11 protein-coding genes are annotated in these 16,842 nt (G+C 61.2%); 6 read left to right on the top strand and 5 right to left on the bottom strand.

What is annotated here, in order from left to right; genetic code table 11:
* The first annotated feature begins 32 nt into the window (after positions 1-32).
* From ACIY1O_RS00865 to ACIY1O_RS00885, 5 genes are all read left to right on the top strand, one after another.
* Positions 33-3,233, top strand: a complete 3,201-nt coding sequence (locus tag ACIY1O_RS00865; protein ID WP_397473169.1) for a multidrug efflux RND transporter permease subunit — start codon at positions 33-35, stop codon at positions 3,231-3,233.
* On the top strand, positions 3,230-4,723 hold the full coding sequence (locus tag ACIY1O_RS00870; RefSeq protein ID WP_397473170.1) for an efflux transporter outer membrane subunit: 1,494 nt from the start codon (positions 3,230-3,232) through the stop codon (positions 4,721-4,723). Before ACIY1O_RS00865 ends, ACIY1O_RS00870 begins: the two co-directional genes overlap by 4 nt.
* Positions 4,720-5,448 (top strand): pyridoxine 5'-phosphate synthase, encoded by a 729-nt coding sequence (pdxJ, locus tag ACIY1O_RS00875; protein ID WP_397473171.1) that lies wholly within the window; start codon positions 4,720-4,722, stop codon positions 5,446-5,448. The genes ACIY1O_RS00870 and pdxJ overlap by 4 nt, the downstream gene beginning before the upstream one ends.
* Before the next feature lie 135 nt (positions 5,449-5,583).
* Positions 5,584-6,159 (top strand): nitroreductase family protein, encoded by a 576-nt coding sequence (locus tag ACIY1O_RS00880; protein ID WP_397473172.1) that lies wholly within the window; start codon positions 5,584-5,586, stop codon positions 6,157-6,159.
* Positions 6,160-6,287: 128 nt separating this feature from the next.
* Positions 6,288-7,670 carry a dihydrolipoyl dehydrogenase gene (locus ACIY1O_RS00885; protein ID WP_397473173.1) on the top strand — a complete coding sequence of 461 codons (1,383 nt, stop codon included), beginning with the start codon at positions 6,288-6,290 and terminating at the stop codon, positions 7,668-7,670.
* A 16-nt stretch (positions 7,671-7,686) separates the two neighbouring features.
* Here the strand turns inward: ACIY1O_RS00885 and ACIY1O_RS00890 are convergent, their stop codons facing one another.
* The 5 genes from ACIY1O_RS00890 to ACIY1O_RS00910 form a co-directional block, all read right to left on the bottom strand.
* Complete coding sequence (locus ACIY1O_RS00890) at positions 7,687-8,388, bottom strand: SCO family protein (RefSeq protein WP_397473174.1); 702 nt, start codon at positions 8,386-8,388, stop codon at positions 7,687-7,689.
* A gap of 102 nt (positions 8,389-8,490) precedes the next feature.
* On the bottom strand, positions 8,491-10,554 hold the full coding sequence (locus ACIY1O_RS00895) for a M3 family metallopeptidase (RefSeq protein ID WP_397473175.1): 2,064 nt from the start codon (positions 10,552-10,554) through the stop codon (positions 8,491-8,493).
* 6 nt (positions 10,555-10,560) lie between these two features.
* Positions 10,561-11,430 (bottom strand): bifunctional methylenetetrahydrofolate dehydrogenase/methenyltetrahydrofolate cyclohydrolase FolD, encoded by an 870-nt coding sequence (folD, locus tag ACIY1O_RS00900; RefSeq protein ID WP_397473176.1) that lies wholly within the window; start codon positions 11,428-11,430, stop codon positions 10,561-10,563.
* Positions 11,427-12,053, bottom strand: coding sequence for a response regulator transcription factor (locus tag ACIY1O_RS00905; protein ID WP_397473177.1), 627 nt, complete (start codon positions 12,051-12,053; stop codon positions 11,427-11,429). Before ACIY1O_RS00905 ends, folD begins: the two co-directional genes overlap by 4 nt.
* A complete protein-coding gene (locus tag ACIY1O_RS00910; RefSeq protein ID WP_397473178.1) occupies positions 12,050-13,807 on the bottom strand; it encodes a PAS domain-containing sensor histidine kinase in 1,758 nt (585 codons plus the stop codon). The genes ACIY1O_RS00905 and ACIY1O_RS00910 overlap by 4 nt, the downstream gene beginning before the upstream one ends.
* Positions 13,808-14,120: 313 nt before the next feature.
* On the opposite strand from ACIY1O_RS00910, the gene aceE reads away from it, so the two are divergent.
* Positions 14,121-16,832 (top strand): pyruvate dehydrogenase (acetyl-transferring), homodimeric type, encoded by a 2,712-nt coding sequence (gene aceE, locus ACIY1O_RS00915; RefSeq protein WP_397473179.1) that lies wholly within the window; start codon positions 14,121-14,123, stop codon positions 16,830-16,832.
* The last annotated feature ends 10 nt before the right edge of the window (positions 16,833-16,842 follow it).

Consider the following 16,842-nt stretch of genomic DNA (forward strand, 5'->3'; position numbering starts at 1 on the left):
CCGCAACATCAAAGCTTTTATAGTGAGCACACATGCCACAGTTTTTCATTGAAAGACCGATTTTTGCCTGGGTGGTGGCGCTGGCCATCACGCTGGCCGGTCTGCTGGCGATTCCCAGTATGCCGGTGTCGCAGTATCCCGAAGTCGCACCGCCCTCGATCACCATCAACGCCACCTATCCGGGCGCATCGGCCAAGGACGTGGCGCAATCGGTGGCCAGCCTGATCGAGAACGAGCTGAACGGCGCAAAAGGGCTGCTGTACTACGAGTCGATCAGCGATTCCTACGGCCGGGCCGAGATCACCGCCACCTTCGCGCCGGGCACCGACCCCGACCTTGCACAGGTCGACGTGCAGAACCGCATATCCAACATCAGCGCCAGCCTGCCGGCCGCGGTGATGCAGCAAGGGCTGAAGGTCGAGCAGAGCAACCCGAACTTCCTGCTGGTGGTCAGCCTGTCGTCCACCGACGGTTCGATGGACCAGACCGCCCTGGCCGACTACATCACCCGCAACGTGCAGAACACCATTGCCCGCGTGCCGGGGGTGGGCAAGTTCCAGCTGTTTGCATCGCCAAGGGCGATGCGGGTCTGGGTCGATCCCGACAAGCTCACGGGCTACAACCTGAGTATGGCGCAGGTCAACGCGGCCATCGCAAGCCAGAACGCGCTGATCTCAGCCGGTATCCTGGGCTCGCCGCCCAACCCCGAAGACCAGCGCGTGTCCGCGCCAATTCTTTTGAACGGCGAGCTCTCGACGGTCGACGACTTCGAAAACATCGTTCTGCGTTCAAACGTCGACGGTTCGTCCGTTCGCGTCAAGGACATTGCCCGGGTCGAAGTGGGGTCGGACAACTATCAGTTCGGCGCCTGGCTCAACGGCAAGCCGACCGCGGCGTTTGCGATTTCGCTTACGCCCAACGCCAACGCCCTTACCACCGCCGAAGGCGTCAAGCAGCAGATGGAGGAACTGTCGCAGTTCTTCCCTCCGAACGTCGAGTATTCGATTCCCTACGACACCACGCCCTACGTCGAGACCTCGATCGAACAGGTGCTGCACACCCTGGTGGAAGCCATGGTGCTGGTGTTCCTGGTGATGTTCCTGTTCTTGCAGAACGTGCGCTACACGCTGATCCCCGCCTTGGTGGTGCCCATCGCCATCCTGGGCGCATTGGGGGTGATGCTGATGTTCGGCTTCTCGATCAACGTTTTGACCATGTTCGCCATGGTGCTGGCCATCGGCATTTTGGTGGACGACGCCATCGTGGTGGTCGAGAACGTCGAACGCATCATGGTCGAAGACGGGCTGTCGCCCAAAGAGGCCACCAAGAAGGCAATGCCGCAGATCAGCGGGGCCGTGGTGGGCATGACGCTGGTGCTGGCCACGGTGTTCTTCCCGCTGGCCTTCATGAGCGGCTCTGTGGGCGTCATCTATCGCCAGTTCTCGGTCGCCATGGCGGTTTCCATCCTGTTCTCGGGGTTCTTGGCGCTGACCTTCACGCCGGCCTTGTGCGCCACCATCCTCAAGCCCATACCCAAGGGGCACCATGAGCAGAAGCGCGGTTTCTTTGGCTGGTTCAACCGCAAGTTCGACCGGGTCACCCGACGCTACGAGGGCTGGGTCGGAAAAAGCCTAAAGCGCACAGGCCGCATCATGATCATCTATCTGGTGCTGGTGGCGGTGATGGGCTTTCTGTACTTTCGCATGCCCACGTCCTTCCTGCCCCAGGAAGACCAGGGCTATGCCATCGTCAACATCGAGCTGCCCTCGGGCTCGACGGCCAATCGCACGCAAGAAACCATACGCAAGGTCGAACAGTATTTCTTCGATCAACCGCAAACCGAGAACATCATTTCGGTTCAGGGCTTCAGCTTCAACGGCAGCGGCCTGAACGCGGCCATCGCCTTCGTCCCGCTGAAGGATTTCTCGCAGCGCAAGGGGCAAGAAAATTCCGCCCAGGCGGTGGCGGACAAGGCCAACCAGAACCTGCTGTTCGGGCTTCCCGACTCCATGGTGTTCGCCATCGTGCCGCCCGCGATCTCTTCTTTGGGCAACGCGGCCGGTTTCGACATGCGCCTGCAAGACCGGGGTTCGCTGGGCAACGATGCTCTGCAGGCAGCCACGCAGCAGCTTCTGCAGGCTGCCATGCAGAACCCCAAGCTGACGGACACCCGCGTTACCGGCTTGGGGCCGGGTCCGCAGCTCAGTGTCAAGATCGATCGCCAAAAAGCCGCGGCCCTGGGCGTGGATTTCTCCGAAGCGTCCGCTCTTATCGGAACGGCCGTGGGTTCGAGCTACGTCGGCAAGTTCCCCAACATGGGGTGGATGCAGAACGTCTGGGTGCAAGCCGAGCAAAGCCATCGCATGTCGCCCGACGACCTGATGAAACTCACCGCGCGCAATGCCGCCGGCGAAGCCGTTCCGCTGTCTTCATTCGTAACCGCCGAATGGACTCAAGGCCCCGTCCAGGTCGTGCGCTACAACAGCTATGAATCCATACGCATAGGCGGCACGGCCGCGCCGGGCTATTCCACCGGCGAGGCCATGGCCGAAATGGAAGCGTTGGTCGCCGAGCTGCCCAATGGATTCGGCTACGAGTGGACCGGGCTTTCTTATCAAGAGAAGCAGGCCGGCGCCCAATCCATCATCCTGCTGTCGCTGGCCATGCTGGTGGTGTTCCTGGTGCTGGCGGCCCTTTACGAAAGCTGGGCGATCCCGCTTTCGGTCATGCTGATGGTGCCGCTGGGCATGCTGGGCGCGGTGGGGCTGATGTCGGCGCTGGGCATGCCCAACGACGTGTACTTCCTGGTCGGCATGGTGACCGTGATCGGGCTGGCGGCAAAGAACGCCATCCTGATCGTGGAATTCGCCAAAGACAGCTACGCCATGGGGGGCAACATCATCGACGCCACGGTAGAGGCCGCGCGCTTGCGTTTCCGTCCCATCCTCATGACCTCGTTCGCCTTCATCATGGGTGTAAGCCCCCTGGTCGTGGCAACCGGCGCGGGTGCGGCGAGCCAGAACGCGGTGGGCCTGGGCGTGCTGGGCGGCATGTTGGCCGCCACGCCGTTGGCGATGATATTCGTGCCCACGTTCTTCGTGGTCGTGCTGCGCTTGTTCAAGACCAAGCCCAAGCTCACCAATACGCACATGCAGCCCTTAACCTCGGTGCACCACAATATTGACGATAACCAATCGGAGCCCGGCTCTTCCAAGAACGGGGATCAAGCATGAGTCAACGCGTTTTTCGTATCACCGCCTTACCGACGCTGACGGCGCTGATACTGGCCGGATGCTCGTTGGCGCCCAAATACGAGCGCCCCGTGGCTCCGGTTCCCGCGCAGTACCCGTCGTATGCAGAGGCCGTTCAATCCGGCGAGCACGCCGTGCCGGCCTCGGCCGACCTGGGCTGGCGCGAGTTCTTCCTCGATCCGCAGCTACAGGCCCTGATCGGCGTCGCGCTGCAAAACAACCGCGACCTGCGCATTGCCGTCGAGCGTATCCAAGAGGCCAGGGCCCAGTACGGCATTCAGCAAAGCGAACGTCTTCCCACCTTCGGCGCGGGCGGAACCGCCCAAGTCACGCGAAACCCCGAAGGCTTGCGCATGGGAGGGCCCGATTCGCCCAGCGTCAGCCGGGTATACCAGGCCGGGGTGGGCATCACGGCGTTCGAGCTCGACTTCTTCGGCCGCATACGCAATCTTACCGAGGCGGCCTTCCAGCAATTCCTGGCCACCGAGGAAGCCCGGCGCACGGTGCATATCAGCCTGGTGGCCCAAGTGGCCGAGGCTTATTTCAGCTTGCGCGCCGCCGAGCAGCAGCTCGAGCTGGCGCGCAGAACCCTGGCCGCGCGCCAGGCTTCTTTTGACATCGTCCAGCGGCGCTTTGACGCGGGCGTGGCCGGCGCCCTCGACCTGAACCAGGCCAAGGGCCAGCTCGATACCGTCCGGGCCGATATCGCCGAGCTGACCCGCCTTGAAGCCCAGGCACAGAACGCCATGCTCCTGCTGCTGGGCCAACAGCCTCCCGCCGATCTGCCCACTTCCGAACCATTCGGCAAAGATCAGCTTTTGGCGTCGATACCGGTGGGGCTGCCTTCCGATCTGCTGACGCGCCGGCCCGACATCATCGCGGCCGAGCATGCGCTGATGGGGGCCAACGCCAATATCGGCGCGGCTCGGGCGGCGTTCTTTCCCAACATTTCCATCACCGGCCTGCTTGGGTTCGCCAGCGGCCAGCTGGGCGGCCTGTTCAGCTCGGGCAACCGTTACTGGACTTACTCGCCGCAACTGACCATTCCGCTGTTCTCCGGCGGCGTAAGCGGCAACCTCGATCTGGCCGAGGCGCGCAAGAACATTGCCGTGGCGCAATACGAGAAGGCCATCCAGGTGGCGTTTCGCGAAGTCGCCGACACGCTCGCCGGTGAGGCCACCTATGCCAGCCAGCTGGATGCCTTGAGGTCGCTTGAACAGTCGACCGCGCAAACTCTGGACATCGCCAAATTGCGTTACGAAGAGGGTATAGACAGCTTTCTGCAGGTACAAACGGCTGAAGTCGGGTTGTACTCGGCGCAACGGCAGTTTCTCCAGACGGGCCTGAATTCCCTGCTGAACCGTGTCGAGCTTTACAAGGCGCTTGGCGGCGGATGGGTTGAACATACCCCAGTGGCCGCGGATGCACAGGGCGGCCCCGCCACCGGGGTTTCCAACGGAGCGGAACAATGATTGAGCTCGGAGTCAATATCGATCACGTGGCAACGCTGCGCCAACAGCGTTTCACCAGCTACCCCGACCCTGTGCAGGCTGCGGTGGTGGCTGAAGAAGCCGGCGCCGACTTGATCACCCTGCATCTGCGTGAGGATAGGCGCCACATTCAGGATGCCGACGTTTCGGCTATTCGCGCTAAATTACGCACGCGCATGAATCTTGAATGCGCCGTCACAACTGAAATGCTCGATCTGGCTTGTAAAGCCATGCCGCACGATGTCTGCCTGGTGCCCGAGCGGCGCGAGGAACTCACCACCGAAGGCGGCCTGGACGTCGCAGGCCGCTTCGACAGCGTGCGCGATGCCGTCAACCGCTTGCATGACGCGGGCATCAGGGTCTCGTTGTTCATCGATCCGGATCCCGTCCAGATCGAGGCAGCCGGCCGCACGGGCGCCACAGTCATCGAGCTGCACACCGGCGCTTACGCCAAGGCTGTGGGCCCGGCCATGCTGGCCGAGCTCGAGCGCGTCCGGGAAGGCGCGGTGCATGGCGTGCGGCATGGCCTGCGGGTCAACGCGGGTCACGGCTTGCATTATGAAAACGTCACAGCGGTGGCCGCCTTGCCCGGAATCGCCGAACTGAACATAGGGCATGCCATAATTGCCCGAGCAGTCTTTGACGGCCTCGAAAAGGCCGTGCGCGACATGAAAGCGTTGCTGGTCGCCGCTTCCGCGCCCGCCTAAGCTCTTAAAGCGAGGCCTGTCGCAAAGCGAGGCCGGTCGTTCACGGACGCGCTAAGGCGGGGCGATTTCTTCCCGTAGTCGGGGTACTTCATTCGTCCTGGCCTTCAGGCCGGGGCTTGTCATAAAGGAATGGTGATGTCTGTAGCGCCTATCGATTATCTGTTCAACCGCCGCTCGGTCAAGTTTGTGCAGGCGCCGGGCCCCAGCGAAGAACATTTGTCGCAGATATTGCGCGCCGGCATGTCGGCGCCAGACCACGGTCGCTTGCGTCCGTGGCGCTTTACCCTGATTCGTGGCGAGGCGGTGCAGCAGTTGGGCGAACTGGCCATCGGCGCAATCAAACGCGCTGGCCTGCCGCTTACGACGCAAAAAGAGGCGTCCACCCGAGATTGGCTCAAGAAAGTGCCGCTCCTTGTCGCTCTGGCCTGCCGCATGGACAGCAGCAACACCAAGATTCCCGAGGACGAGCGCATGCTGGCTACCGGAGCCGCCGTGACCAATATGCTCAACGCGGCTCATATGCTGGGCTATGGGGCCTACTGGAGCACCGGGCTGGGCACCTACGTTGACGAAGTTCACGACGCCCTGGGATACGACGCCCTCGAGTATCGCTTTATGGGCTACCTGGCCATCGGCACGCCTATTGCTCTCTCCGAGCCGCCAGAGCGGCCCGACTACAAAGAGTTCGTAAAGGAGTGGTCCGGTTCGTAGTGCATTGGCGTTCAGGCTCGCCGTATTGCATCCCGAATTTTTGCGATTTCGGCGACCGTGGTGTTACCAGTAAGATATAACGTCAGCCGGCACGCGCCCTGCGATTTGTCTGATGTTACGGAGCTTCCATGAAAACACTCGACACTGACGTAGCCATCATCGGAGCGGGCACCGCGGGCCTGACAGCTTATCGCGCGGTCAAGAGCGCTGGCCGCAAGGTCGTGCTGATCGAAGGCGGGCCCTACGGAACAATGTGCGCGCGGGTGGGTTGCATGCCGTCCAAACTCCTTATCGCGGCCGCCAATGCCGCGTATGCCGCCAAGCATGCCGCGCCTTTCGGCGTGCGTATCGAGGGTCCGGTGCGCGTCGAAGGTCGCCAGGTCATGGAGAGGGTGAAGCGCGAACGCGACCGTTTTGTGGGTTTTGTGCTTGAAACCGTCAACGCCATGCCGGCCGACGAAAAGCTGCGGGGATGGGCGCGTTTTGTATCCGATACGGTGTTGCAGGTCGATGATGCCGTGCAGGTCAATGCCAAAAGCACGGTCGTTGCGACCGGCTCGTCGCCTTTTGTGCCCGACATGTACCGGCAACTGGGTGAACGCTTGATCGTCAACGACGATGTATTCGCCTGGGACGACCTGCCCGCGCGCGTACTGGTGGTGGGCACCGGCCCCCTTGGCCTCGAACTTGGCCAGGCGCTGTCCAGGCTGGGTGTGCAAGTATGCGTGGTGGGGCGCGGCGAAAGCCTGGGCGGCATCACCGACCCCGTGGTCAAGGCCAACGCGTTAACCGCTTTTCAAACAGAGTTCGACCTGCGGCTTAACACCGAGGTGCTAGAGGCCGTTCGCAAGGGCGACGAGGTCGAGGCGCGTTTGGTTTCGAAAGGCGGTGAAGAAACGGTCGACCGCTACGACTATGTGCTGATGGCCGCGGGACGGCCCCCTGTCTTGAAAGGGCTGGGTCTGGAAAACACCTCGGCGACGCTGGATGACAAGGGCATGCCCCATTTCGATGCGTCCAGCCTGCAAGTGGAAGGGGCGCCCATCTTTTTGGCGGGTGATGTCGACGGCGTACGGCCACTGCTGCACGAAGCGGCCGACGATGGTTACCTGGCCGGCGGCAACGCCGCTCGTTTTCCCGACGTGCAGCCGGGCAAGCGTCGGGCGCCTTTGTCTATCGTGTTCAGTGAACCGCAAATCACGCACGCCGGCATGTATTTTCGCGAATTGCCCAAAGACGCAGTGGTGGGGAAGGTCGACTTTGAAAACCAGGGCAGGTCTCGGATCATGCTGCAAAACCGTGGCAAGCTGCGGGTGTACGCTGAAGCCGGCACCGGTAAATTCCTGGGCGCCGAGATGGTGGGTCCGGCGGCCGAACATATCGGCCATTTGCTGGTTTGGGCGGTGCAGGCCGAGCTGACCGTCGCCCAAATGGTGGAAATGCCTTTTTACCACCCGGCCATAGAAGAAGGCGTGCGCACAGCTTTAAGAGACGCGGCCCGGCAGGTGTGAGGCGTGAGCTGCTCAATTACCCCAATAATTCGCGCACACTGGCCGTCAGCGAATCAATAGACTCGGAATCTGACGCCAGGAAGCGGGCACGACCTTCTTGGTCAAAAATATAGATGCCGCGCGCGTGCGTCACCTCGTAGTTTTCGGGGTCGCTGCCAGTGGGTTTTTCAATTTGATAGGCCACCCGATAGCGGCGGGCGATATCCGCAATCTGCTTTTCGGAGCCTGTAAGGCCGATGGCGTGGTCATTGAAGGCGCTTACGTAGGCATTGAGGATGTCGGGTGTATCGCGGTGCGGATCAACGCTGATGAAAACGATTTGCGCTTTGTCCGCCTGGTCGCCAAGCTGTTCAATCACCATCGAAAGCTGGGCCATCGTGGTCGGGCAGATGTCCGGGCAGCTGGCGTAGCCGAAGAACAGCAGCACCACCTTGTCTTCGAGCATGTCTTCCGTCACTGTTTGGCCCCCTGGGCCAGTGAGCGAGAACCGCAGGTTCGGCAGAAAGCCGCGTACGCGATGAATGGCAGTGGACGCCGTATTTTCTTGCGCCGGGGTCAAAGCGCCGGCGGCTATATCCTTTGTTGTATTTGAAGCGTTGGCCAATACCGTTGAGGCGATGGCAAGGGGCGTGTAGGGCGTCCCCAAGGCCGGGGCCGTTATGGAAGCGGCGGCCAAGGCGCCGGCGGTGAGCGCTGCGGGAAAAGAGAAACCGGACATTCGAAAGAACCTGTACTTGAATTGCTTCATTGGACGGATTATAGGCGCTATAGGCTCCTTGGATCGGCTCAGCCGGGCGCATGCGCGCCCGTTAAAACCTGCCTAGGCCGGTTCCGTGGCCATGCCATTATGTCTAAGCAGCGCGTCCAGAGATGCCTCGCGCCCGCGAAAAGCGCGGAACGAATCCGCCGCCGGGCGTGAGCCGCCCACGGCCAGGATTTCGTCCCTGAAGCGCCTGCCCGTGGCCGCGTCCAGGGTGTCGCCATTGGCGGCCTGGGCAGCCGCTTCCTCGAACGCCGCATAGGCGTCCGCCGATAGTACCTCGGCCCACTTGTAGCTGTAATAGCCGGCTCCGTATCCGCCGGCGAATAGGTGCGAGAAATTGTGCGGAAAGCGGTGCCAGTTGGGGGGGAAGACCACTGCCACTTCTTGCCGGATGTCTTCGAGGGTGTGCAGTACCTGGACTGTCGACAGCCCCTTCGACTGATTGTGAATGGCCATGTCGAACAGCGAGAACTCGATCTGGCGAACCATCTGCATGCCGCTTTGGAAGTTGCGCGCGGCCAATAGCTTGTCGTATAAGGCGCGTGGCAATGGTTCGCCAGTATCCACGTGCGCCGACATGGATTCGACCACCGGCCATTCCCAGCAGAAATTCTCCATGAACTGCGAAGGCAGCTCGATGGCGTCCCACTCGACACTGGCAAAAGCTGAAGCCCCCGGATCGTCCACGCGCGACAAAAGGGCGTGCAGGGCATGGCCGCTTTCGTGGAACAGCGTGATGACGTCGTCGTGAGTCAGTAGCGCCGGCTTGCCGTCTTGCGGAGGGGTGAAGTTGCAGGTGAGGTAGACGACGGGTTTTTGTAAATGAGCGCCCACGCTGCGGCGGTTGCGTTCGCTGTCCACCCAGGCTCCGCCCTGTTTGCCTTGGCGGGCGTAAAGGTCGACGAGCAGATGGCCGATGGCGCCGTCTTCGGAGACGGCTTCAAAACCCTGGACATCAGGGTGCCAGGTTGAGACGGCGGCCGGGCGCAACGTGACGCCAAAAAGTTTCTGCACCACGCGGAACAGACCTTCCATCACACGAGGTTCGGTGAAGTATTGCTTGACCTCGTCCTCGGAGTAGTCATAACGCGCTTCACGCAACCTTTCGGCATAAAAGGGCATGTCCCATGGCTGTAAATCTTGCTCGCCGTATTCGTTTTTGGCGAACTCGCGAAGTTGAGCCAAGTCGCGCTGGGCATGGGGCTTGGCTTTGACGGCCAGATTGCGTAAAAAACCAAATACTTCGTCGGCGCTGTCGGCCATGCGGGTTTGCAGGCGAAGCTGGGCGAAGTCGACATAGCCCAGCAGGGCGGCTTCCTGGGCGCGCAGCGCCAGCAATTGCTCGATCAGCGGTGAATTGTCGAGCGCGGGCTCGCCGTGTTCGGACGCCAGCGTGCCGTAGGCGCGATACAGGGTTTCGCGCAAAGAACGGTCGTGGGCGTACTGCATCACCGGCAGGTAGCACGGCATCTTCAGGTTAAGCAGCCAGCCATCCAGCCCCGCATCTTGCGCGCGCTCGGCAGCCGCCGCACGCACGTCCGCGGGCAGGCCCCGAAGGCGCGCCTCATCGTCGATGTGCAGTGTCCATTTGTCCATGGAGTCGAGCACGTTCTCGGAAAAGCGCTGGGAGGCTTGCGCCTGCTGCTCGGAAATCTGTGCGTATTGCGTACGTGCTTCGCCCTCGAGCTCGACGCCGCTTAGACGAAAGTCGCGAAGGGCAAGCTCGATAATGCGTTGGCGTACCGCAGGAAGCTGATTGAAACTGGCGTCGTTGCGCAGCCGCTTGTACTGAGCGTAGAGGCCTTTGTGCAGCCCGATCCAGGTGGAGAATTCGGTTACCTTGGGCAGGCATGCGTTGTAGGCTTCGCGCAGCGGGGGCGTGTCGACCACGGCATTGAGATGACCGGCCACCGACCAGGCGCGCCACAACGGTTCGGTGTCGTCATCCAGCGGATCGACGATGGCCTCCCACGCGGGCGGCAACGTTGGATCGGCGGCGTGCCGTACCGCGGCGCGGGCTTTTTCGATCAGTGCGTCAATGGCGGGCTCGATGTGGGCCGGCTCGACAGCGGCGTAATCGATGAGCTCGTCGATAGGTACTAAAAGCGGATTGGGATTCATGGCGTATCAGGAAACAGCGGCGTGCGTCTGCGCGGCGCGCTCGGCCGCCTCAAGGGTATTGACCAGCAGCATGGCGATGGTCATGGGGCCGACTCCGCCCGGAACGGGAGTGATGGCGCCGGCGACCTGGCTGGCCGAGGCGAATTCGACGTCGCCCGTAAGCTTGCCGTCGGCCTTGCGGTTGATGCCGACGTCGATGACCACGGCGCCGGGTTTGATCATGTCGCCGGTGATCATGTCAGGCCGGCCGGTGGCGACCACCAGGACATCGGCGCGGCGCGTGTGGGCGCCCAGGTCGCGGGTTTTGGAATTGCACAGCGTTACGGTGGCCCCCTTGGCAAGCATAAGCAGGGCCATGGGCTTGCCCACGATGTTGCTGGCGCCCACCACCACAGCTTCCGCGCCCCAAAGATCAACGCCCTGCGATTCAAGCATCTTCATGATGCCGTAGGGCGTGCAGGGTTGGAACAGGGGCTTGCCTGTCATGAGCAAGCCTGCATTGCTGATGTGGAAGCCGTCAACATCTTTGGCGGCCGAGATGGCCTCAATGACCTGGGCCGAGTCCAGATGCCCCGGCAACGGCAGCTGCACCAGAATGCCGTGGATGGAAGGATCGTCGTTTAGCTGCTGAACCACGTCGAGCAGGCGCTGCTGGCTGACGTCGGCATCAAGCCGGATGACCTGGGAATGCAGGCCGGCCTTTTCGCAGGCGGCGGCCTTGTTGCGCACGTAGACCTGCGAGGCCGGGTCTTCTCCGACCAGCACGACGGCCAGGCCGGGCGCGATGCCGCGCTCGCGCAACGACTGCACGCGCTTGGCCACATCGGCCTTGATGGAATCGGACAGCGCCTTGCCGTCGATGATGCGTGCCGTCATGCCTGGCCTTCGGTTTGAGTAAGCGCGATTTTCATGAGATCGGCCACGGTGGTTACCTCGAGCTTCTCCATGATGTTGGCGCGGTGGGCCTCTACGGTTTTAATGCTGATGTTCAGGTCGCCGGCGATCTGCTTGTTGAGCCGTCCTGCCACGATGCGTTCCAGCACCTGCTGTTCGCGTGAGGTAAGGCGGCTAAGAACCGCTTGCTGGTTCTTTTTGGCCTGAGCTTGCGAAGCGCGTTCATTGGCCTCTTGCAGCATGCGAGCGACGATGGCGCGCAGGTCGGTCTCGTTGAAGGGCTTTTCAAGAAAGTCGATGGCGCCCTTTTTGATGGTGGACACCGCCATGGGCACGTCGCCGTGGCCGGTGATGAAGACGATGGGCAGGGGGGCATTGCGCGCGATGAGTTCTTCCTGAAGCTCGAGGCCGTTCATGCCCGGCATACGCACGTCGACGATGAGCACGCCGATATGGTCGGGGTCGTAGGCTTCGAGAAAATCTTCCGCACCGCCGAAGCTCTTGACGCGGTAGCCGTTGGCTTCGAGCAGCCAGCGCAAGGAGTCGCGCACCGCTTCATCGTCGTCCACGATAAATACAGTGTTCGGTTCTTCGGGTGTAGTCATGCGTGCAACTCCTGGGAATTCTCTGGTTGATCGGGGGTTTCCGGTACCGCGAAGGGCAGGGTGAATCGGAAAATCGTACCACCTTCCGGGTTGGTGGAAGCCCAAAGACGGCCGTGATGTGACTCGATAATGGTTCGACAGATATTGAGCCCCATGCCCAGGCCTTCTGATTTGGTGCTGTAGAAGGGCTCGAACAGGCGCTCGGGGTCGCGCAGCCCGTGGCCGCGGTCAATGACTGCAATCTCGATCAGCGGAAGCTGCTCAGTGACCTTAACATGCAGCGTTCGATAGTCGCTGCTTTCCATGGCCTCGACCCCATTTTTCAGCAGGTTCAACAAGACCTGTTCGATGAGGATGGGGTCGGCCAGCACGGTTGGGTCATCGGGCGGCAGCTCGCGTGCGATCTCGACCTGGCGCTTGCGGGCGTCAATGTCTGCGAAAGCAATGGCGTTGTCGAGGATGCGCGAGATGGGCACGTTCTGGCGGCGTGGTTCGCTGCGTTTGACGAACTCGCGAATGCGACTGATGATTTTCCCGGCGCGCTCGGCCTGCGAGGCCGCTTTTTCAAGGGCCTCGAGCAATTGCTCGGGTCTGGGGTTGCCCGCCTTGAGCAGGGCTACCGCTCCCATGCTGTAGTTGCTGATGGCCGTAAGCGGCTGGTTCAGCTCGTGGGCCAGCGACGAGGCCATTTCACCCATGGTGGTCAGGCGGCTGGTGAGCTGGATTTTTTCTTGCTGCACGCGCGAGGCTTCTTCGTGGGTGCGGCGTTCGGTGATGTCTCGAGCCACCTGCAGGCGAACGCGCCGGCCGTCCGTCCAGGCCAGCATGCGGTGGTGGACTTCAAACCAGCGCTGCGCCGAGTTTGAAAACGTCTCGACGGTTTCGTCGGTGAAGCGGCCCAGCCGGCCGCCCAGCAGTTCGGCGTGGCCATTGGACTGGGCGCCGAAGAAGCGCCGGTACGTGCGGTTGGCGAACAGCAGTTCAAGGCCCTCGGGCGTGTCGGCCACCACCGAGATGGCGTCATCCAGGCCTTCAAGCACGGTCATGAAGCGTTCGTGCGCGGCGGTGAGCGCTTCGCGGATTCGTTTGGGCTCGGTGATGTCGGTCATGGATGTCATCCAGCCGATTTGTTCGCCGTTGGGATCACGCAGCGGAGACACATACATGCGCGCCGTAAAGCGCGAACCGTCGCGTCGCTGCGCCTCGACCTCGAGCCCGCTGCTGGGTGTGCGCCCCGAAAGCAGCAGGTCGAGTGTTTCTTGGTGATAGGCGTGGCGGCCGGGAATCCAATACGGAAATGGCGTGGTGCGCCCGATGAGATCGGCCTCGTTCCAGCCTATCATGCGGCAAAAGGCCGGGTTGACATAGGCGATGCGCCCGTGCATGTCGAATACGCGCATGCCGGTGGACATGGAGTTTTCCATCGCGCGCCGGAAGCCGGTTTCTGCGATGAGGGCGGCCTCGGCCCGCGAGCGGAAGCGCGTGTAACGCCACAAGGCAAGCAGGCTGAGGATAATAAGGCAGGAAAGCGCCACCACCACCATCATGAGACGCTGCTGACGCGTTTCCTGGTCGATGGTAATGAACATGACGCTGTCGCTTTGCAGGCGCTGCAACCAGATAAAGGCGCCCATGACAAATAAGTACAGCACCAGCACGAGTACAGGCGTCAGCCAATACAGACCACGGCGCGCAACTTTTGCCTGGTCGTAGAACGTGGTCGGGATGAGGGACTTTCGGGAAGGGCTGGCCATCGTGTGTCTATTTTAAACAATTAGGACAGCCCCTGGGCCAAAAAGGCCGCGATGCCCAAGGCGGGCACTGGCTGCCAGGGATCATTTTCTTCAGTTTCTTGTAATTATTTCACATTATAAAATCCTATGCCATAAAGTGAAATTTTACTTGCCCTTCTCATGGCACTTTCCTAGAATGGATTGATCCGGCTGCCGTGTTCTGGGCTTCTCCTAAGACAAGTGGCCGCCGCCCTCGCGCGGCGCGGACCTAATACGTGCTAAAACGAATCATCGTTCTTGGTTCGTGGTTTTTACTATCCTTATGGAGACATTCATGTCCTCTATTGATCAAGCCGGTGCGTTGGCCACGGTCGCCAACGATGATCCAGAAGTCCAAGAGTGGCTCGAGGCGCTCGAAGCAGTACTCGAACACGAGGGGCCAGAGCGTGCGCATTTTCTGCTCGAACGTCTTGTTGATCTGGCGCGCCGTTCGGGCGCGAGGATCCCATTCTCGGCCAATACTGCTTACGTCAATACCATCCCTCCGGGTCTTGAGGCTCCGCACCCGGGCAATCTGGCTCTCGAAGAGCGCCTTCGTTCCTACATACGCTGGAATGCAATGGCCATGGTGGTGAAGGCCAACAGCCATCAACCGGCCGACGGCGGCGACCTGGGCGGTCATATTGCTTCGTTCGCTTCGTTAGCCACGATGATAGGCTGCGGCCAGCATCATTTTTGGCGCGGCGAAACTGAAGATCACGGCGGCGACCTGATTTATTTCCAGGGGCATACCTCGCCCGGCATGTATGGGCGGGCCTACCTGGAAGGCCGCCTCACTGAAGAGCAGCTCGATCATTTCCGCCAGGAAGTGGGAGGCAAGGGCCTGTCGTCGTATCCGCATCCCAAGTTGATGCCCGAGTTCTGGCAGTTTCCCACCGTCTCCATGGGGCTTGGCCCCATCATGGCCATTTATCAGGCGCGCTTCCTTAAATACCTGCATGCCCGCGGCATCGCCGATACCAGCGATCGCAAGGTATGGGTGTTCTGCGGCGACGGCGAGATGGACGAGCCCGAATCCTTGGGCGCCATCAGTCTGGCGTCGCGCGAAAAGCTCGACAACCTTATCTTCGTCGTCAACTGCAACCTGCAGCGCCTTGACGGCCCGGTTCGCGGCAACGGCAAGATCATCCAAGAGCTCGAAGGCGATTTCCGTGGCAGCGGCTGGAACGTCATAAAGCTGATTTGGGGCGGCTATTGGGACCCTCTTCTGGCCCGCGACAAAGAGGGCATACTTCGCAAGATCATGGAAGAGTCCGTTGACGGCGAGTACCAGGCCTACAAAGCGCACGACGGGGCTTTTGTGCGCGAGCACTTCTTTGGCAAGCACCCCAAGCTGCTCGAGATGGTCAGCCGCATGAGCGACGAGGCGGTGTGGCGCCTTAATCGGGGCGGCCACGATCCGCACAAAGTGTATGCGGCCTTTCATGAGGCCGTGCACCACAAAGGCCAGCCAACCGTCATCCTGGCCAAGACCATCAAGGGTTATGGCATGGGCCATGTGGGTCAGGCCAAAAACCCCACTCACCAGCAAAAGAAGCTCGACATGGACGCTGTGCGAGAGTTCCGCGACCGCTTCAACATCCCCATTCCCGACGACAAGCTTGAAGAGCTGCCGTATTTCAAGCCGGCCGAAGACTCGCTTGAAATGAAGTATCTGCACGAGCGGCGCAAGGCGCTCGGCGGCTATCTGCCCGCACGGCGCGCCTTGGCCGACGAGAAATTCAAGGCGCCCGAGCTTGAGGCTTTCAAGGCGGTGCTCGAGCCCACCTCAGAGGGCCGCGAAATTTCCACGACCCAGGCTTTCGTGCGGATCATCAACCAGATTCTGCGTGATAAAGAGCTTGGCCCCCGCGTTGTGCCTATTCTGGCGGATGAATCGCGCACTTTCGGCATGGAAGGCCTGTTCCGCCAGATCGGTATCTATGCCCCTGAAGGCCAAAAGTACGTGCCGGTGGATAAAGACCAGGTCATGTACTACAAAGAGACCCAAAACGGTCAGCTTCTGCAAGAGGGCATCAACGAGGCGGGTGCGTTCAGTTCCTGGATCGCCGCGGCCACCTCGTATTCCAGCAACAACCGCATCATGATTCCGTTCTACATCTATTATTCGATGTTCGGATTCCAGCGGGTGGGCGACCTTGCCTGGGCCGCCGGCGACATGCAGGCCAGGGGTTTTCTGCTGGGCGGCACTGCCGGACGCACCACGCTCAATGGCGAGGGCTTGCAGCACGAAGACGGCCACAGCCATATCATGTCGGCGCTGATCCCCAATTGCGTATCCTACGATCCCACCTATGGGCATGAGCTGGCCGTCATCATCCAGGACGGCCTCAGGCGCATGATCGAAAATCAAGAGAACGTCTTCTACTACATTACGGTGATGAACGAGAACTACGCTCATCCCGGCCTTACCAAGGGCGACGAAGAAGGCATCATCAAGGGCATGTACAAGTTGCGTTCGGCCGGCAAGGCCAAGAACAAGCTGCACGTGCAATTGATGGGTTCCGGCACCATATTGCGCGAGGTGCTTGCCGCCCAGGATCTGCTCGAAAAAGATTGGGGTGTCTCCTCCGACCTGTGGAGCGTGACCAGCTTTACCGAACTGCGCCGCGATGGTCTCGATTGCGAGCGTCATCGTCTGCTTAACCCGGATGATGCCAACCCGCCCGTGCCTTACGTGACCCAAAAACTTCAGGACACCGCCGGCCCGGTCATCGTATCCACCGACTACGTCAAGCTGCTCGGCGACCAGATTCGTCCGTTCATGCCGGCCGGGCGCCGCCTGTCGGTGCTGGGCACCGACGGATTCGGCCGTTCCGACTTCCGCTACAGGCTGCGCGAGCATTTCGAGGTCGATCGTCACTTCGTCGTCCTGGCAGCCCTTCGCGCCTTGGCCGATGAGGGTGCGGTGCCGGTGGCCAAAGTGGCCGAGGCCATCAAAAAATACGGCATCGACCCCAACAAAGCCAACCCCCATCACGCCTGACGGAGACAGA

The sequence above is a fragment of the Pusillimonas sp. genome (assembly GCF_044464525.1).
GTDB lineage: Bacteria > Pseudomonadota > Gammaproteobacteria > Burkholderiales > Burkholderiaceae_B > Pusillimonas.